12 protein-coding genes are annotated in these 19,785 nt (G+C 55.7%); 10 read left to right on the plus strand and 2 right to left on the minus strand.

Annotated elements, in window-relative coordinates; all coding sequences use genetic code 11:
* Positions 1-924: 924 nt before the first annotated feature.
* The 3 genes from JQS30_RS03700 to JQS30_RS03710 are packed head-to-tail and all read left to right on the plus strand — an operon-like array spanning position 925 to position 12,324.
* Positions 925-4,626: a LamG-like jellyroll fold domain-containing protein gene (locus JQS30_RS03700; protein ID WP_213172049.1), complete on the plus strand. Its 3,702-nt coding sequence runs from the start codon at positions 925-927 to the stop codon at positions 4,624-4,626.
* Between the two features lie 2 nt (positions 4,627-4,628).
* Positions 4,629-11,390, plus strand: coding sequence for an RHS repeat domain-containing protein (locus JQS30_RS03705; RefSeq protein WP_213172050.1), 6,762 nt, complete (start codon positions 4,629-4,631; stop codon positions 11,388-11,390).
* Entirely contained in the window at positions 11,383-12,324 is a 942-nt protein-coding gene (locus JQS30_RS03710; RefSeq protein WP_213172051.1) for a hypothetical protein, read from the plus strand. Before JQS30_RS03705 ends, JQS30_RS03710 begins: the two co-directional genes overlap by 8 nt.
* A gap of 435 nt (positions 12,325-12,759) precedes the next feature.
* Here JQS30_RS03710 and JQS30_RS03715 read toward each other — a convergent pair whose 3' ends face one another.
* On the minus strand, positions 12,760-13,005 hold the full coding sequence (locus JQS30_RS03715; RefSeq protein ID WP_213172052.1) for a hypothetical protein: 246 nt from the start codon (positions 13,003-13,005) through the stop codon (positions 12,760-12,762).
* A gap of 523 nt (positions 13,006-13,528) precedes the next feature.
* Here JQS30_RS03715 and imm40 point away from each other — a divergent pair.
* The 6 genes from imm40 to JQS30_RS03740 all read left to right on the plus strand — a co-directional run bounded on the left by imm40 (position 13,529) and on the right by JQS30_RS03740 (position 17,744).
* Positions 13,529-13,879, plus strand: a complete 351-nt coding sequence (imm40, locus tag JQS30_RS17905; protein ID WP_484555216.1) for an Imm40 family immunity protein — start codon at positions 13,529-13,531, stop codon at positions 13,877-13,879.
* A 319-nt stretch (positions 13,880-14,198) separates the two neighbouring features.
* Positions 14,199-14,507 carry a CPCC family cysteine-rich protein gene (locus tag JQS30_RS17640; RefSeq protein WP_343076170.1) on the plus strand — a complete coding sequence of 103 codons (309 nt, stop codon included), beginning with the start codon at positions 14,199-14,201 and terminating at the stop codon, positions 14,505-14,507.
* 645 nt (positions 14,508-15,152) lie between these two features.
* On the plus strand, positions 15,153-15,575 hold the full coding sequence (locus tag JQS30_RS03725; RefSeq protein WP_213172054.1) for a hypothetical protein: 423 nt from the start codon (positions 15,153-15,155) through the stop codon (positions 15,573-15,575).
* Between the two features lie 365 nt (positions 15,576-15,940).
* On the plus strand, positions 15,941-16,453 hold the full coding sequence (locus JQS30_RS03730; protein ID WP_213172055.1) for a hypothetical protein: 513 nt from the start codon (positions 15,941-15,943) through the stop codon (positions 16,451-16,453).
* Positions 16,454-16,512: 59 nt separating this feature from the next.
* Positions 16,513-16,821, plus strand: coding sequence for a hypothetical protein (locus JQS30_RS03735; protein WP_213172056.1), 309 nt, complete (start codon positions 16,513-16,515; stop codon positions 16,819-16,821).
* Positions 16,821-17,744: an aminoglycoside phosphotransferase family protein gene (locus JQS30_RS03740; protein ID WP_213172057.1), complete on the plus strand. Its 924-nt coding sequence runs from the start codon at positions 16,821-16,823 to the stop codon at positions 17,742-17,744. Before JQS30_RS03735 ends, JQS30_RS03740 begins: the two co-directional genes overlap by 1 nt.
* On the opposite strand, the gene JQS30_RS17770 is transcribed toward JQS30_RS03740, so the two are convergent.
* Entirely contained in the window at positions 17,716-18,078 is a 363-nt protein-coding gene (locus JQS30_RS17770) for a helix-turn-helix domain-containing protein (protein ID WP_213172058.1), read from the minus strand. The two genes, JQS30_RS03740 and JQS30_RS17770, sit on opposite strands and share 29 nt — an antisense overlap.
* A gap of 338 nt (positions 18,079-18,416) precedes the next feature.
* Between JQS30_RS17770 and JQS30_RS03750 the strand changes: the two genes are divergently transcribed.
* A complete protein-coding gene (locus tag JQS30_RS03750; protein ID WP_213172059.1) occupies positions 18,417-19,772 on the plus strand; it encodes a hypothetical protein in 1,356 nt (451 codons plus the stop codon).
* The last annotated feature ends 13 nt before the right edge of the window (positions 19,773-19,785 follow it).

Raw genomic sequence — 19,785 nt, forward strand, 5'->3', positions numbered from 1 at the left:
GGCAAGCTGGAAGGTGAGAACTTTATTGGCTCTGGGGTGGAGTCTGGTTCGGCGGTCGCAGGCACGACCTCCTGGCCTATCTGTGTCTGTCCTGTCTGGATTTGGCCAGAGCCTTCATATGGAGTCTTAAGGGACTACTGGGTTTCGGCCTTGGTCTCGTCGAATCATGCGACCTATCACTCCCCGGAGTGCTCGAGGTCACATAGAATTTTCGGTGGGATCTGATGCGAGCCGATTAGCAAGCGGGTGTCCTGCAATTGGGCTCTTGTGGGTTGTGGTTGCTGGTGGTTTTCACGTCACTGGACGGTGTATTGCTTTGCGGCTGTTAGTCCGTTTTGGATAGTAATGGAAGCCTGTTCGGTGTTGACAGACTTTTGTGTCCCAGCTAGCTTCTATCCCTGGCGAAGGCCTTTGTTTAAGGTTGTTGCTATTTCCGTGCCCCACATATAAATTCATTCAGGAGCCCCTGTGTTGCGTCTGCCCGGCCGCAAGCGATCTGTCGTGCCCTATTCTCGTGCTTGGCTTATCCAAGCGATGTGCTTTGCGTTGATCCTTCCCCTGGCTATCGGTGTTTCCGCGACAGCCTCGGCTGACTCGGCGACCAATTCAGCCAATGATTCGGATCAGTGTCCGGTCGATGATGCTGATGCGGTAGCGGCCTTGGAAGCCCAAGCAATTGAGCTTGCTGAAGCTTGTGGTTTCGAGGTGGAAATCGAATCGTCGCGGGATTTCAATTCCAGGGCCTATGCCCAGCCTCACGGAACCATTCGCTCAGACATTTCTGCACTGCCTCGTTGGGCGGTTACAGAGTCGGGGGAGTGGGCTGACATCGACACGGATCTCGTGTCTGGTGCGGACGGGTCTATTCGTGCGGTGGCGACGGTTTCAGAAATTGAGGTGTCGGCTGGGGGCGATGCGCCTTTTGTGACTGCTACGAGTCCTGAGGGTGGCTCACTGGCTTTGCGGTGGCCCGATTCGTTGCCCCAACCGGTTGTAGAAGGTTCATCTGCCACGTATGCCGACGTCTATCCGGACGTCGATTTGGTTGTTACTGCTAAACCAGATGGGTTTTTCTATGTGTTGGTGGTGCACACCCCCGAGGCAGCCTCGCTTCCTGAACTAGCCAACGTAGAGGTCGGCGTTGAGTCTGTCGAGCTTGATGTGAGTCAGGAACCGGAAACAAACGTGGTTGTGGCCCGTGATGACGAAGGCGACGTGGCGTTTGAATCGGGACAGGCTCTGATGTGGGATTCCTCGTCGATCGAGCATGAGTCCAAAACTGTTGAGGCCGAGGGGCTCCTCGGTGCTTTTGTGGACGTCACCGATGGAACTGACCCCATGGGAGCCGACCAGATTGCTCCGGGGCGGGTCAGCGAAATGGCTATGAGCTTGTCTGAGGAGACGTTGAGCGTTGTTCCTGATGCCGATTTGCTTTCCGACTCCGAGGCTGTCTATCCCATCTACATCGACCCACCGTTTCGGGGGGCACGAATGGGGTGGACGAATGTATTCCGTGAACAACCGAACTCTTCGCCGTCATGGTGGAACGACGGCGGTATGCGTGTGGGCTATCAAGGCTGGGAGTGCAGCGGAGACCCTACATGCGGGAGGTGGCGGTCTGTGGTCCGATTCAACACCGAGGGAATTCGCAACAAGCAAATTATCTCGGCCTCGGTGAAGGTGCGTCAGACTCATAGCGGTAACTGTTCGGGGACGACCCCGCTTCGGATCTGGCAGGTTCACGCCATCGATTCGAGTTCGACGTGGAACAGCGTCTCATGGCAGCACGGATCGTCATTGCAAACCCGTGACGTTGGGTCCTCCAACTCCAACTGTGGTGGCAGCAACCGTGTGGTCAATTTCAACGGTAGTGGCGTTCGCCAGCAGGTTCAACGGCATGCCAGCCATCCATATAACACCATTAGCTTCGGATTTCGCTCAGGCTCCGAGGGCGATCGAATGCAGTACCGACGACTAGGTGTCAATAGCAGCTATCCGCGCCTGGATGTGGAATACAACTCGTACCCGACGAGGCCTACCAGGCAGAACACGCATGGTCGTGGTTGTGCATCGTCCTCGCCTGGGCCGTGGATTAACACCCGATCCCCAAGTTTGCGGGGACGCCCTCACGACCCCGATGGGCGTGTGGGGTACCAGATCCGTGTCTATCCGCCCAACAGCACTTCTTCCATTCGGTCCTATACATCTGCGTCGCGCACTCTGGCCACCGGTGTTGACCGTAGTTGGAACGTCTCTAGTGATCTATCCGATGGTAACTATCGCTGGCGGATGCGCTCTCGTGACAACTACACAGGCAGCAATAACCAGTGGTCCAATTGGGCGTCCTTTTGCTACTTCAGGGTAGATACAACCCCACCGACGGCACCCGACATCACCAAGGATGGCCATGAATTCCTGGTTCCCGAACACGCCAACGTGGCACTGAATGTGGAGAGTAGTGATGAGGGCTCGGGTGTAGCTGCCTTTGAGTACTCGTGGAATTCCGATACCTATGACCAATCCGTTACGTCCTCAGGTATGGCTCAAATCACTCTTCACCGGGTCCCAGCGGGACGACACACAGTATACGTACGGGCGTTGGACCACGCGGGAAACTATTCGAACTCACAATCGTATTCGTTCTACGCTGGGCGATTCGGTACGGCTACTCCTACCGGTGCGTGGCAAATCGACGGGGATTGGTGGGACCAAACGGGAAACGGACACCACGTGAGTCCTCTTTCGGAGGCTGGGGTGGAGTTTACTGAGGATCGCCATGGTCGCGTTGACTCGGCTGCCACATTCGATGGCGAGGCTTGCGCTGGAACGGCCTCCGAGGTTGTTCGCACCGATGCGGCATATTCCCTGGCGATGTGGGCACGAGTTGATGACTTGGATACTGATCAGGTCTTTCTCTCTCAAGCTGGGGCGAACCGTTCGGAGTTCACCCTTGGTTACGACAGCCACAGTCAACGCTGGAATTTCCGCTTGGCTGAGGCAGATGTATCTGACCCCGCCACATTTGCGCAGGTGTCCTCAAGCCAGCCGGTGCAGGCGGGCCGGTGGTATCACGTGATGGTCACGGTCGATCCTGAAGTTGAGTATCTGCGCCTTCACATCGATGGTGAGTTCGACTCTGATGCGGACTATAACTTTGAGAACTGGCGGGCCCCAGTCGGTCAACGCGGAGGCGTTGGTATTGGTTGTGCTCTCCATGCTGGAGCCGATGGTCCATCGATGTCAGACTTTGTCACCGGTGCGATTGACCAAGTAGTGATCTGGCAAGGAGTAGCCAGCGACAGACTCTTCGACGAGGCTGCTGTTGAGGTGCCAGGGTCATTGCAGGCGGTGCGCTGGGAGTTCCGTGACTCAGGTCAGGACAGTTCGGGATTTGGTCGCGATGTCGACATTCCCGATCAGGCGACGGTGGGGGCAGATCCTTTTGAGCGTCCGCGTGGTTCGATGGAACTTTCAGGCGATAGCTGTGCTTCCTACCCTGAGCCTACGGTTGTGACAGACCGGTCGTTCGTTATTTCTGCATGGGTCAGACCAGATGACCTGGACAGCAACGCGACAGCGGTTTCTATTGCTGGTGATGACAATACTGCGGCCCGTTTGCGTTATCTCTCTGAGGAGGGACAATTCCAGTTCGCAATGTTGAGCGCTGATGCACCCTCTGGAGCAGGTGCGGACTGGATTACTGTTTTGGGCGATACGGAGATTGAGGCAAAGCGGTGGTACCACCTCACCGGAGTATATGACCGCCTCAACGGACATATACGCCTTTATGTTGACGGAGAAGCGCAGGGGTCACGTGAGGCCAGTGCGGACTTTTGGATCGCAGGCGGTCCGACACTGGTTGGTTGTGCCGGACGTGAGTCTGACAGTCACCGGTGGGAACACTGGAGCGGTGGAATCCACGATGTCCAATTGTGGAGTGGCTCTGATGTCCGTTTCGCAGAGGTTATGGGTGCCACGCCAGTTGAACTGCAGGCGTGGTGGGCACTCGATGGCGGTGGCGAAGACTGGACCGACAACGGCCGCCATTTGCAGGTTGAGGGCGACCATGAGTGGGTCGATGGCTGGGATGCCACCCCTGGGGGCGCTATCCGGTTTGAACGCGACGGTGCCGCCTGCGTTGAGTATGCGGATTTCGCGCCATCGAGCTCATTCACCTTCACCACATGGGTTCGGCTTGATCAAATTAGTTTTAGTAGTGGAAACTCAGGCCCGGGCACAGTTGTTCAATACACCGATGGTGATGAGGCCTCCTTCCACCTCTGGCACGGCGGAATGTTGCCATATTGGACATGGTCGATCGACACCGTCAATGGTCCTAACAATGGTAGTCACCCGGCTGACCGGGCAGGTATTGACGAAGAGTGGATCTTTCTTGCGGTGGCAAGCGACCATCAAGATGGGGCGCGGTTCTTCATCAATGGGCAGCATGTTGCCACGTTCGATACTCCGAAGCTGCCCATGGAGGGCTCGCTGTGTATCGGCGGCGGGGTAGGCGACTACGGTATGCCACTTCAAGGCGAGTTGGACGATGTCATCGTCTGGTCCGGTGTCGTTCCCGACCAGACCATCATGAACATGTATGACCCAAACCTGGTGGTGAACTAACCGTGCGTAACCCCCTCAGTTCCACTGTGCCTTTGGACGGCCGTTCGGGCCTTTTGCAGCCCAAGTATTCCCTGGGCGATCGGCTGCGAGAGAGCATGACTGTGTTCTCCGCAGCGTTGGTTGCCGTCGTGCTGATTGTGGTTTTCCCTTTGCCGTTCCTTACCGATGAGGGTGAGCGTTCTGCCCCGACGGTGCCGTCAGTACCTGTCGAAGACATCGGGGCCATAAGCCCTGACATGGCCGATACGGATTCCTGGCAGGGAGCGGATGCTGCCGCATGGCCGAGCGAGGAGGCGTTTTCGCTGCGAAGTGAGAATGGGTCCCAGTCCCGTTCGCACCGTTTCTCTACCTTGAATAGGCAACAGGCGACCGATGCCGGTTTCGCAGGCCCAGTCGTGGTGGCCCAGGGGCTACAAGGTGACGACGAGTTGACCTTCGAGGTCGACTATTCGGGATTTGCTCAATTGTATGGCGGTGGTTGGGCTGACCGGCTGACCGTAAGTGCCCTCATCGATTGCCAGATGGTCCGCGACCACCGTTCGGACTGTGAGCCAGTATCTGAGGTTAGTGTTTCGAAAGACCGTGTGGGCCAATCGTTGACCGCCACGGTGGGCCAGGGTTGGGGCAGCGCGGACAACCACGACGTGACGTTTGCGGTATCCGCGGCTGATTCTGGAGAGAGCGGATCATGGACCGCTACCGACCTCGCACCGTCGGGCACTTGGTCCCACGGTGGGTCCTCGGGAGGTTTCACTCATTCGTATGCGACCAGAACTCCTCCCTCTATTGGCCCGGTCCCCGAGGTTGGGCTCAGCTACAGCAGCCAATCACATGATGGCCGGACATCGGGCTCCAATAACCAGGCATCATGGATTGGCGATGGCTGGAACTACGATCCTGGCTTTATCGAACGTACCTATACGCCATGTGCGCGCGATGATGAGGACGGCAACAACGCCGACCACCCGTCAGGAGATCTGTGTTGGGACGGTGACTCACCTTCGTTGACTTTGTCTCTCAACGGTGGAGCACAGAGCCTGGTGCTTGACGATGCCACGGGGCAGTGGCGTACGGCCAGTGATGCGAATTGGCGCATCCAACATCGTGGTTCGCCTGCAAGCTCCGGCAGCGGAACAACCGAACGGTGGATCGTGACGCTGCCAGACGGCACGAGATATTTCTTCGCCGGGGAGGCCTCGTCCTCTTCTTCGCGGTGGACGGTGCCAGTGTATGGAAATCATTCTGGCGAACCGTGTTACCAGTCGAATGACTTCGAAGGATCGCGGTGTAATCAAGCTTATCGGTGGATGCTCGATAAGATTATCGATGTTCACGGAAACATGGCCCGGTTCTATTACGACACCGAAACCGGACACTATGCTGCAGCGGCTGACCAGGACAACCGTGTGTCCTATACGCGTTCCGGGTGGCCAACAAAAATCGAATACGGACTGCGAAGCGACGATTCTTCCATCAAACCGACCGGACGTGTCCTCTTCGATATCACTGATCGCTGCCTGGAAGACTGCTACGACTCATCGGATGAGCCTAAGCCCGAATCCTGGCCCGACACACCATGGGACTTGGCGTGCGAGGGCACACCGTGTGAACAGTTTAGCCCTAGTTTCTTCAGTACGAAAAAGCTGGAAAAGATCTCGACCCAGGTACGTACCGGCAGCAGCTTCACCAACGTTGATTCATGGGAACTTCGTCATGAGTTCAAGGATTACGGTGATGACTCTCAGGTTGTCCTGTGGTTGGCGGGTATTACCCATACGGGCCACTTCGGCGGTACCGCCTCAGTACCTGAGGTCACGTTTAGCTCTGAGTGGCTAGCCAACCGGGTCGAGACCGACGCGGGTATACCGTCGATCTGGCGACCGCGTATTAAGGGGATTCTCTCCGAGACGGGAGGTCTCACCGAGGTATCCTATTCGGATCGTGAATGCACACGAACCAATCTGCCTCAGTCCGATCACAACAACACGAAGCGCTGTTATCCGGTGTGGTGGACACCGCCGGGGTTGGACGAACCCGAAAAGGACTGGTTCCACAAGTACGTCATCGACTCGGTGATCGCTACCGATACCGTTGGTGGATCGCCAGAGGTCTACACCTTCTATGAATACTCCACCGACGGTGGCGGCACCGATGTCCTCTGGGCATGGGATGACAGCGAATTCAGCGACGAGGATCATCGCACCTACAACCAGTGGCGCGGATACACCCAGGTAGCCACCGTTATTGGTGACCCCTTCTACAACAACCAGTTGCGGTCCCACACCCGTCACTACCGAGGAATGGACGGCCAACCGCTACCCAACGGCGGAAAGCGAAGTGTGTCGGTCACCGACTCAGAAGGAAACTCCGTGACCGACCACCGGGCGCTAGCGGGCCAAGTGTGGGAGACGGCCTCCTATGATGGCAACTCCATAGTGTCATCGAAGACCACACGATTTTGGACCAACAAGACCGCCACCCGTAGCCACGAGGGCGGCGACATCGAAGCGTGGATGGTAGCCCCGTCTCGCGAAGACAGCCGGCAACGCCTCAACAGCAACACTTGGCAACGAGCCCAATCGCGCACCGACTACGACCAATATGGCCGCCCCACGACCTCCCATGACATCGGCGACCTCGCCGCTGATGACCAACGTTGCACCCGGACCTGGTACGCCACCAACACCAGCGCATGGATATTTGAGAGCATTCGCCGCACCGAGACCGTGGCAGTCGCTTGTGGGGCCACGGTCAGTAGGCCTGATGATGTCCTGGCGGACTCCCGAATCTACTACGACGGCAACACCAGCCTGACCGCCTCACCAACCCGGGGACTACCCACCCGTGTGGATACTTTGGTGGATTGGGACGACGGACCCCAGTTCATCACCGAGGCCACCACCATCTATGACAGTCAGGGCCGCCCCATTGAGGCAACCGATGCCACGGGAGCAACAACCACCAGCCAGTACGTGCCCAGTACCGGAGGGCCAGTAACCCAAACCACCGTGACGAACCCACTGGGGCACACCTCACGAACTGAACTCCATGTCGCTTGGGGCCAACCCCAACGCACCATCGACCACAACGGGGGCGTCACCGAAGCTGCATACGACCCACTCGGTCGTGTCACCGACGTATGGCTGCCAAACCGCAACCGCGGCAACCAAACCCCCAATAAGTCCTTCGAATACCTTATTCGTGGCAATGGCGCTACCGCCGTGACAACGAAGACGATGGTGGCGGGGGAACACTATGTCACCAGCATCGAACTCTACGACGGCATGCTGCGCCCACGGCAAACACAGGTTCAAACTCACGGGGGACGCCTCGTCACTCAAACCCAGTACGACTCACGTGGGCTCGTCGTGGTCGATTCAGGGGCCACCTTCAACAATGAATCCGGCCCCACGACCAACCTGGTAGCCGTCGAACGCACCAACGATATCTCTCGTACCGAACTCGAATACGACCTCGCGGGCCGCGTCACCGATGAAATCTTTCTCATCAAAGATGTCGAACAGTGGCGCACGAGAATGCAATACGGTGGTCATAGTTCGGCATGGATGGTGCGAATGACCCCTCCGGAAGGGGCCACTCCGACCGCCGAACTCACCGACGCACGCGGCAACCTCATCGAACTACGCGAATACCAAGGCAGTACCCCCAGCGGCCAATATGACGCCACTACCTACACATACACCCCGGCCGGTCACCTTGAGACAGTCACCGACTCCGAGTCAAACACCTGGTCGTTCGAATACGACATAGCAGGCCGCAATACCGCAACCGACGACCCAGACGCCGGAAGGTCAACCCACACCTACAACGACGCCGGACAAGTACTGACCTCAAAGGACGCTCGCGGCATAGAGCTGCACTACACCTACGATCAGCTCAACCGACAAACAGAAATGTGGGAAGGGCCCGTCCAGACAGGCCAACTCCTGGCCGAGTGGACCTTCGACACCGCCACCAACGGCATCGGCCTACCAGCAACCGCAACGACATGGATAGACGGCGAAGCATGGGTCGAAGAAATCGGCCGATACGACGAGGCCGGCCGCGTCATGCAAAACCACTGGCACCTTCCTGATACAGCAGGAGCGCTAGCGGGCAGCCACTGGAGAGCCACCACCTATCACGTCGATGGGTCAATCAACACCACCCGCAGCAGCGGTATAGGACAACTTCGCCCCGAGACGATGATCTATGGCTACAACGAACTGGGCCAACCCACCCGCACAGCCGGAACCGGCCCAGACTTCGGAGCCGGAAAAGTCTATGTCGACGCCGTCGAATACTCCCCCTATGGACAGCTGCTTCAAAGAACGCTGGGCGACCCCAACGACATCGGCGGAAGCACAGGCCAAGTCACACAAACGTGGGAATTCGAAGAAGGAACCCATCGGCGAGCCGCTTTCTGGCTGGACAAAGACTCACCGGGCGAATACGACGGAACCAGACACTCGGTAGCAGCGCTTACCTACGAGTACGACCAATCGGGCAACGTTCTCTCCGTTGCCGATGACGCCACCCACGTATCGATGAGCCCTGAACGACAGTGCTTTCAATACGACCACCTGCAACGCATCACCGCCGCATGGAGCCAATCAGGTATTGGCGACTGCCTGGCCAGCCCGACATCAGCAGACATCGGTGGACCGGCTCCATACTGGTCGAGCTACACCTACGACTCCACCGGGAACCGCACCAGCGAAACCCAATGGGGACCAAACGGCGAGACCATCCACGAATATGCCTTCCCCAACGATGGGGCGCAACCACACACATTGCAAGAAGTCCTCCGCACCGGAGCTGATGAAGGGCGCTCGGTATACACCTACGACGATTCGGGTAACACCACCTCGATCGACCGAGACGGTGACCTGACCATCCTCGCCTGGGGGCCAACCGGGCGAGTCGAAAAAGCCGAGAACGGCGAAGAAACAACCCGATTCATCGACACCATCGCCGGTGAACGACTCATGCGCATCGACCCCGACGGGTCAAGTACCGCATGGCTTGCCGAATACGAAGTCAACATCAAAAGTGACGGGGCCCTATCGGTCACTCGCTACTACCACCACGCAGGTGACGTGATCGCCACCCGAGCCGACCGAGGCGACATTGTCTGGATGGCCGGTGACCACCATGGCACCGCCCTGTGGTCGATCAACGGCTTCAGCATGATCGCCCAAACCCGGCGTATGGACCCCTTCGGAAACCAACGCGGCGACACACCCACCGCCTGGCCCGACCAACGTGGATTCATCGGCGGAATCGACAACGAACACCTCGGACTCACCACAATCGGGGCACGCGAATACGAACCAGCCACCGGGCGATTCATCTCCGTAGACCCCATCGCCACGTTCTGGAACCCCCAACAGCTCAACGGCTATGCCTATGCGGACAACTCACCGATCACCAAGTCCGACCCGACAGGACTATGCGCCGAATGCATATACTTCGCCAACCCCGATGGCGGAACCATCTTCCTGGCCCCCACCGCACCACGCAAGAGCGGACCGGGACCAAAACCACCAGCACCAAGCTGCATGGAAGAATTTTGCCCAACCGTTGATACATCGGGCAGCCAATGGACAAACTGGCAATGGGGAGACCAAAAAGGCTGCAGCACAGTAGGCCAAGATGTCAGCCAATTCGGCGAATGCCTCCCACCAGTGCCAGTAGACGCGCAAGAAGACGACTTCCTCTTCGCTTTGTACTGTGGTCAGTACGGTATGCCAACCGACCAGTGCGAGTGGATGGCAAACCACTACTTCAACCTGTCCTTTAGCAAGGTCGGAGAGATTGCCGATGAGATCATCTCTGACCTGATTGGCATTACCGATATTAAGGAATGTGCCAGTGGTGACTGGAGTTCGTGTGCTTGGGCAGCTCTCAACGTCATCCCCATCGGTAGGCTAGCCGGATACATCGGCAAAGCCGTCAGTGCTGTGCCTTGGCCATGGGTCAACCGTGCCTGTCGCAGCTTTGTGGCTGGCACTCTGGTGCTCATGGCTGATGGCTCGGTGAAACCCATCGAGCTGGTGAAATCCGGCCATGAGGTTCTGGCTGCCGATGTGCTGACCGGGCAGACCGAGCCCGCAGTTGTCTCTGAGGTTCACGAAACCCCCGAATCGGTTCGCAACCTCGTTACCATCACCACGGGTTCACCTGATGCCGAGACTGTATCCGAGGAGATCACAGCTACGGCCGGTCACGCCTTCTGGGCCATAGACGACCCCGCGGACGCGGAGGCGACTGATGGCTATTGGGCACCGGCGCGCGACCTCGCAGCCGGGGCGTGGATCAAGACCTCTTCGGGGTCTTGGACACAAGCGGCCCAGGTAGAGCATCATGAGACCACAACCACTACCCACAGCCTCACCGTCGAATCACTCCACACCTTCTACGTCGTCAGTGGCGAGAACAACCTCCTCAACCACAACTGTAAACCAGCCAATACCATCAGGGAGGACTTGAGAAATCTTGGTAATGGGAACAGTAAAGGTACTAAACTTGCTAAAACTGAAGACGAGCTTAGAGGGCTCTTCAATAGGTGGGTGGGTGACGATGCCGTAAACATAACTCCTGACAGTATGGGCGCCGGCGATTCAATGTGGAGACTGTCTGATGGCACCCAAATTAAGTGGCGGTCAGGTTCCACAAGTGGAGGTGCCACCATCGAATATCTGCTAGGTGATTCTACATCGAAGAAAAGCAAGTGGAAGAGAGTGCATATTGAGGGTGGATGATCAGTTTGATCTGAAAATCCAATATGGAATACTGGAAACTGCGGTTGTTGATTGGGTTGCTTCGTCGGAAGCTGTCGGGATCGTCTCGTACATCGCGGCTTTGTCGCGTTGGGGTGCCTACATCCGTGTACGAGAGCCGGTGAGTTCTTACATCCGTGATTGTGGGAATGCGGATTCGACGTACTCCATGCTGGATGTATGGTCAGCTCAGCAAGCATTCCGTGTGGTTAAGAAGATGCTGGTTGAGGGGCTGGTCAGGATTGGTGATGGCACCCCGTTCAAAGAATGGAATGGAGACGTAGAGCAGCACCTGTCCCGAATAGATACGATTATTGATGAACTGCCAGAAGGGGCGGAACACCTATCATGGTTCTATTTGGATATCACTCCTCGTGGATTTCAATGTTATCTCAGGCACTTCGTTCGGGTCGCAGCGAAGATTATTGTTCGACAAGGAGCCCACAGGGCTTTGAGCATTTGGGATGTGGAGTTTGCTGTCCGAAACGTAATAGGTGAATATACTGAAGAGGAAGAAGCAAGAGTCGAAGGACTGGACGAAGGGATAATATATAAGCAGATTTTCAACAATATGAGGCTGGATGAGAATTCGGTTCAAGCCGCAGTCTCAAGAGCAAATGATGGCTGGTGGCTAAAGAATAGAGTAGAGACAGTAAGTCGAGTGATTGAATGCCTAAACTTTATGAGCCTTGAACGGCTACTGGAATTGTCGATACAAGGAAATCGCATTGATGTAATTGATGCAGCTGAAGTCCGCAGCAATAGTGAAGCTGTGCAGTGGCTTGAAGAAATGGGTCGGCATCTCTCAATTGTAGTATCGGATAAAGGAAAGAATCTATCCGAGATCTTCAAAATAGAGCCAAATGAAGTATTCTATAGTTACATGTTTTCAGAGTACAAAAGTGAACTTAAATAAGTCTTGTGGAATAGATCCGGTAGCTTCTGGACTTGTGGGAAGAACGCGGTCACTTCGTTGCGCATCTGGTTGATATCGTTTACGGTCTGGTCGCCTAGACTCTGTTAGGCCAGCGTCAACAAGGCATGGCGTCCCTCGCCCAGCTGCCTCCAACGCGACCGGATTACCTCCCGGCGGGAACGGATGAGACAAGCAACAACGGCAAGGGTTCGACTCGACAACGGCAACGCAGCCTGATAGAAAAGCACCTGAAGCTCCTGGAAGCGACTTGTTTCGACGCCTGTTGTTCTACCAGGAGCCTTTCCAATGCCCCACAACAGGACCACCTACCAACCTAGCTACCCACCACACGCTCACGATGAAATTAGCTCACTGAGTCCGCTGGTGGACCGAAGCGCCCTTTGCGGTCGTCTCCTGTTATTTGCGGTGGCGTCGCTACACATCGCGGTAGGAGTAACCGTAGCTTTCGTTCTTGCCGTACTTTATGTCCTCTAGGGCAACGCTGTACCCAAACTCGACTGCTGCTTTGATTAGCTCAATGGTGTGTGGACAGGGGCGTTTGGCAGCGTCATTGGCAATCGCAGCGGCTTCGTCAGCAGCGATTCCCGACAGCCTGAAGAGAGTGGAGGGATCTGCTTTTTTAATGGCATCGGAGATAGCTGTTAGTACGGTGTCGTCCATTCGCCGGTTCCTTTGGCGGTAGTTTCGAAAACAGTGGCGCAACCCTAATATTGGACGAGAATATCGGTGCGCCGCGAGGCAAAGTCTGGTATCCGACAAGCTAGGTACGGTTAGTTTACGCTTCGGGACTGTACAGCTTGACAATCGCGTGTCCGTGCGCGCAGGCTCTCAGTAGCGGTCTATTGTCCACAAGCGGCGTATATCGGCTGCGCTCCCGGCCACGTCTGGATCTTTGTCCGGGCTGTGGACGCAACCGGGTCTTACCCCATCTCCTGATCGATCTCCAAGGGGTGAGCCCGCGAAGCTGTCAGAGGCGAGCGCGAAAAACCGTGCGATCACACGGGAGAACGAGACGGCAAAAACCTTGGCGAAGGCCGGGTACGACATCCAACAGAACCCACCGCCCAACGAGCTAAAGGGATGTATCACTGGATCATCGAAACTGATAACAGTATAAAACACAGGCTATTTGATCCGAGGCTAAAGAACTGGTAAGCATATGGCATCATTTATTCAGGGAATAATGCATAAAAAAATCCCTCGAAGCTATCGTGAGGAATCGTTTGATTTGAGTGACATAGCGGGCGTGGCATATTATTGTTATCCGGCTGTGTACGCTAGGTCAATACTTTGTCACCTGGTGGAGCAGGGGTTCTCAGTCGCGGGAGGGGACGTATGGATCCGTGACGACAGCGGCTTCTATCCTGGATATGATAATTGGTCTATCGAAACTGAGGAGGACTATACCTCGAAGGAACGTATTCTAAGTCGCGCAGATCCCTGCTTCGATAGGGCGCAGCAGGTAGAGAAAGCGTATGTCACTTTTGTTGTTAAGGGGCCAGGGAACTGGCATTCAGAGCTCGTGGACGTTTAAGCTGTAATATAGTCGTGATTTGCCGCAGGGCCTTATGGTGAGCGATTCCCATGTTATGGGTGTGTGGTGATTATCTCGCGACGCTTAGTGACGCCCTGGAGTGATAGTAAAACAAGATGGATCCACCAAATATTTTCTGGATCCTGTGACAGGGGAGTTTAGTATTTCCAGAGACAAAAGGTTTGTGATGTACTTTATCTCAGATTCACCGGTTCCGTATTTCAATGATCGGCGCAGAATGGAAATCTAATTGGACACCACTATCAAGTTCCCGTGTCCGTGTTGTGGTTACATCATCCATGACGACGTAGGTAGCGATGTGATTTGCCTAGTTTGCTGGTGGCAGGATGACCCAGTACAGCTTAGATGGCCTACTCTAAGAGGCGGGGCAAACAAGCCCTCACTTGTTGAAGCGCAGAAAAACTATCGCAGTTTTGGTGCATATTGTCAGAAACCGAAAATTATATCGTTGGCAAGATCTTATGAAAAAACTGAAGAAAAGGAGGAGGGTTTCAGAAATATTGACTTGGAACGGGACAACTTTGAATCCGAATTCGAAACGACTTCCCCTTGGCCTAATGACTGGTCGACTCTTTACTGGTGGAGAACCACCTATTGGCGTTTGTGAGTATTTACCTTATTTCCTTCGGGATGGGTAATACTTGAAGAACCATAGACTCGTGACTACTTTTGATGGGTCAGTTAATGGTTTCGATGTTGTATCGGACGTGTGGGCTTTGGAAGTAGCCTTGGACTATGGCCGGTAGGTTCTGGACTTGTCGGAAGAACGCGGTCACCTCGTTGCGCATCTGGTTGATATCGTTTATGGTCTGGTCGCCTAGACTTTGTTAGGCCAGCGTCAACAAGGCATGGCGTCCCTCGCCCAGCTGCCTCCGACGCGACCGGATTACCTCCCGGCTGGAACGGATGAGGTCAGCGACAACAGTAAGGGTTCGACTCGACAACGGCAACGCAGCCTGATAGAAAAGCACCTGAAGCTCCTGGAAGCGACTTGATTAGACACTTGTTGTTCTACTAGGGGCTTTTCCCTTGTTCACAACAGGACCGCACACCTAGTCCCAAGCCTGAACACTCAATCAGGGTGAAGATCCTCAATGAAGAACCCGTTGAAGACTAACGACAAGTTGAGTGATAGCCGCATGGCATTTATGAGTCGCGATGGCTCTACTGTCGTGATTCATGATCCTATGCATAATAATCTAGGTACGGTATTTAAGCCGGACAACATGGAATCTTTCTGGGAGGGACTTACGTGAGTCAGCAAATGAAAACTGGTGATACGGATTCTATTATAGACAGCCTCACTGACGAGGAAACTCAATTCTTGATTGCCGGTTTGCGTCAGTGGCAAGGTGCTGCCGTCTGCACTGAAGAATTGGCAGCAGCGCTGGAGTACTCGACGACAGACGAACTATTGAGTCATCGAGTTAGATTGATTGCCCAGATTAAAGCAAGGCGTGAGCTTGAGCTTCTTGACTGGGCGCGGGTGCTTTTCACCGTAGAGACGGTTTTCATTAGTCATATCTTTGGTGCCGGATACAGTTGGGGCACTGTTTCTGGGTTTCGAGATGGCGAGGCATTGATCCTGATGCGTTCTATTCAGCGCAAGGCTCGTCGGTGCAGGTCTGTAGTTGGAGATACGCTCGGCACCTTGCGGCTAAAAAACTCCCTATAAGTAGGCTGATGCGGGGCCGCCGATAGCTACTGGGCTCCGCGCGCGACCTCGCAGCCGGGGTGTGAGTTGAGACCTCGCACTGGTTCTAGGTGCATTCCTCTGGATAGTACGTCATAAAGTGACAACCACCACCACCTACACTCTGACCGTCGGATTATTGAGGCGTTTTCATTCTGGGTGAGTGTTGGGGTCGAGCTGAGGTTCGTGGTCCTGTTGTGGGGCAAGGGAAAGGCTCCTGAAGCGACTTGTTTCGACGCTTGTTGTTCACCAGGAGCTTTTCCTATGCCCCACAAGGGGCCACAAACCATCGCCACACTTACGATGAAATAAGCTCAATCTATGATTTCAGGAGGAAAAATTTGGATATGACAAGCAAGGATACGTATCTGTTGCTTTTCGGGAGGCTAGTGGCTGACGGCAGTCTTTCGGAAAGTGACCGAAGCTTCCTAGCGGCTGCCGTGAGTGGTGCAGAGGCATTTAAGAAATATTGTGGAACCGGTACAGAACCTGAAGTTTCAGAACGTGTCTACGAGCTGACTTTGTTGGTTTCAGAGTTGTTTCTATCACGAGCTATTACGGGGACCCAGTTCGAATGGTTGTACTTGGATATACGGCGTGATTTGTTTTGGAATCTTCCCTATAACGCGGCTATCGAGCTATATGAGTCGATATTGTCTGATGTCGACGTGTATTACTCAGGCGATGATGGGCTTCAGGAAGGTGAAATCGGTTTTGAGGAGATGTGTGATGTCGTGCGTAGTCTTGTTTTCCAGGTCAAAGTGCGGATGAGTATGCCCAAGCCTTCCATTGGTGATTTATCGTTAGAGGGGGCGGCGATGCTGGCTGGCTCTTGCTCTGACGCAGCTGGGCACAGGTGATTAGGACCGTTTGGTATTGAGCTGTCTGACCAGAGGGCCGATAGCCGTGCTGTGAGCGGATGTGGTTGGCAATAGTTGAGAGTCTTATTCGGCCCGGTAAAGCGGCCCAAGCGGCCCTGGACCGTTTCGAGGCTGACTACGCTCGATCTAGCGCACTCAACCAGATCGGGCTTTGTAGTGCGTACTTTCTGGCCGGAGACATTGACGCGGCATTGTCCATCGGCGAACAGATCCCAGCAGAAGTCAATGGCATAACCTCACATCGCCTGCGCGATCGCGTCACTTCACTGACCCGCGACGCTGTCAAGCACCAATCGAAGCGGGCTGTTGAGCAGTTCAGCCACGAAATGAAGGCTGTGGGCTCGTAGTGCAAATTCCAGAAGAATCGCTCACAGCTATCTGTTCGCACATTGACCTCGACATCAGTGGTGCGGCACTGATGCACTGTTCCAACAACGCACTGTTTTATCTGCCTGCTGAAGGGGTCGTGGTGCGTATCCTCCGCAGCCGCACCATGACCGATCGGCCCGCTAAGGTCGCCCGCCTGGGCCAGTGGTTGAACCATCTGGGAGAAACAGCCCCGGCCATTAGATTGTGGCCCGAGGTACCTCAGCCGGTCGTGGTTGGCGACCATTATGCGACCATCTGGTTCTACGAGTCGCCCAGCGAGCCACAACCCACAGCATCAGACCTGGGCCGGACGCTAAAACGCTGGCACAGTCTTAGGCCACCCTCCGGACTGGTTCCCAGCTGGGACCCGGTAACACCGGCACGGCAGCGCATCGCCGATGCAACGAGACTCACCTCCTCGGTGAAGCGTTACCTCATCGACTGGTGCGATCGTCTTCAGCCACATGTTGAAGAGCTCAACCGTGGCCACATATGCCTCATTCACGGGGATGCTCACGTGGGCAACCTCATCCGCACCCGTGATGGCAACGTCGTGTTGTGCGACTTCGACTCCACCTCAATGGGGCCGTTCCAAGTCGACCTCGCTGCCGCCGCAGCTGCCGCGACCTGGTTCCATGATGAACGGACACACCGTCTCTTGGCCACGGCATATGGGTACGAGGTCACCGCCGACCCATTGTGGGACCTCTTCCGCAGCACGCGCGAGTTGGCCTTCGTCGTCGGAGGCGCACCACACCTGGATAATCCCGCAATTGCCGAGGAATTCGCTCTCCGGCTCGAGTCAGTCCAAACCGGCAACAACCACACACCCTGGACGCCATACGCTGACCTGCACTCCACGTTAGACCTCGTCACACTTGTAACAGAATCCTTTTGTTGAGAAAAGCGATGTGCTGCGCGCCAGTTGTGGCTCCTGCTAGTTGGGGAACGTCGTCGATCAGCCAACCATGAGCGGCGCGAATCGGATCGGTCGTCGAGTCCGTTGCATTCGGATGAATCGTGGCGTCATTGCTGGTCGAAATGACAGTGGATAGTTGATCAAGGCTCAGCTCTAGTTCTGAGGCCAAGTCACGTCGAGTGCTTGGATATAGCGAACATGTCCCAGCTTCCCACCGGCCCACTGTCCTGGCAGAAACGTGAAGTGCGTCAGCTAGGGACTCTTGTGTGTGTCCTGCACGGGACCCAGCCTCGCTTAGTTTAATTCGGCGAACCATTTCACGACCTTCTACCTATGCGTCGATGCAGTTTAAGCACCATTTAGCGCAGCTTGTCGCCAAGTTGTCTGGTAGTTGTCGGGGCGATGTCGTGGTGTGGATTCAGTCGTGGTGAAACCCTTGATCAGGCGTCCAGTATCGATGCTGATTTTGCGAGTGAGTTTTCGATCAGGGCGATCAGGTCCGGAGTGGCATAGCTGCTGCCAGAGACCGGATTTAGGACTTGAACTTGGTCTTCGTGGGCTTTTACAGAATTGTGGAGCATTATGGGTCTTGATGGTGATCGGGCTGTGCAAGTGAGGTTGCCTGTGCATCGGACTATGTTGGCGGTGCGGGATATGGCCGACCAGGTATGGCGGTCAGGTCCGATGACCCTCTCAGGGGTTGAGTACGCCAAGGTGCTGCAAGCTTTGCGGCAGTCTTCGGCGGTCTTTGTAGCCAGGGCGATTGCGCAGACGGAGAAGCGGGCGCGCACGCTGTTCGATGTCGCGGTTCCCACGCCGCAGCAGTGTATTAAGGCTGTGTTTTCTCACCGTGCTTTCGGACGCATCAAGGGCAAGATTGTGCGTGATGAGGCGGCAATGGCGATGGTCGACCGGGCGGTCGAATCAGCGGGCGAGAACGTGCGTCTGTTCTGTACTGGGTTTCCGATGAAGGTGTTCAACCCTTTGGAGACCGGCTGCCGGGGCGATGCGGTCGATCTGGGGGATGTGTCGGTGTTGCTTCGCTACGCCGAACTGGCTCAGGTCTTGAGTCACTTCGGCCGCAGCATCAATAAGTCGTTCACTGTCACGGTCATCTCCGATGGTGCGATGAACGCTGAGGTGTTCAAGACCAGGGCTCTTGTGTGCGAGTCGTATGTGTCCAGGTTGGGTGACATGATCGCTCGGCTTGGTATTGAGGCGTTGGTGTCGGTGCAAGAGTTCTATTCGATGCTCACCACCATGGGGGAGGGTCATCGGGCCCGGTATGACCAGGCCGTGCAGCGTAGTAAAGATGTCTGCCATGCCGCATTTGGTTTGCTCTTGGATCGCGATGACGTGCAGCAGTCGATGAAGCAGGCGTTGGAGTGCGAGTACGAGCTGTTTGGTACCTCGGACTTCGCCGATTTGTTTCACTCCACGATCGGAAGCGTTCGCTATCCGGAGATTGAGCATCTGGCCAGATCGTTCGATGTCAGTTTCGAGGCCGCTTACACCCTGATGGTGGGTAGCGTCCTGTGGGGACAACGAATTGAGGACACGCGAACATACGAGGCGATCATGCACGGCCTGCCTCGACCGGCACGGGCGAACTTCCGGTACCGAGCCACGATGGTGCAAGCGGAGGTGACCGAATCCGCATGGGATTCCACTATTGAGTACGTTGCGGTCATGAATGCGGCCCGGTCTACCGATATTCTCAACCTGATGGTTCCGGGCGGGATCAGGGTGACCACACGCCCAAAACCAGGTCAAATCGGTATCCACACATCCGACCAGAGCGCACCGTCGCTATTCTCCTACCATTCGGTGCCCGTGATCGTGCCGCGTGACAAGGGAAAATGCGTCAAAGTCGACTTCGAATTGCGGCTGCACGCGGTGACCGGAGGCTACCGTCCGGTGCTGCTACACGGCACTGACATTGTCGGCTATGTCCACCCTGAGATCCCGTACGGCCCGCTTGACCAGATGCCGTGGAAACGCGGCTGCTAGCGCGCGACCGGGC

Source organism: Natronoglycomyces albus (assembly GCF_016925535.1).
In the GTDB taxonomy this organism is placed as follows: Bacteria; Actinomycetota; Actinomycetes; order Mycobacteriales; family Micromonosporaceae; genus Natronoglycomyces; species Natronoglycomyces albus.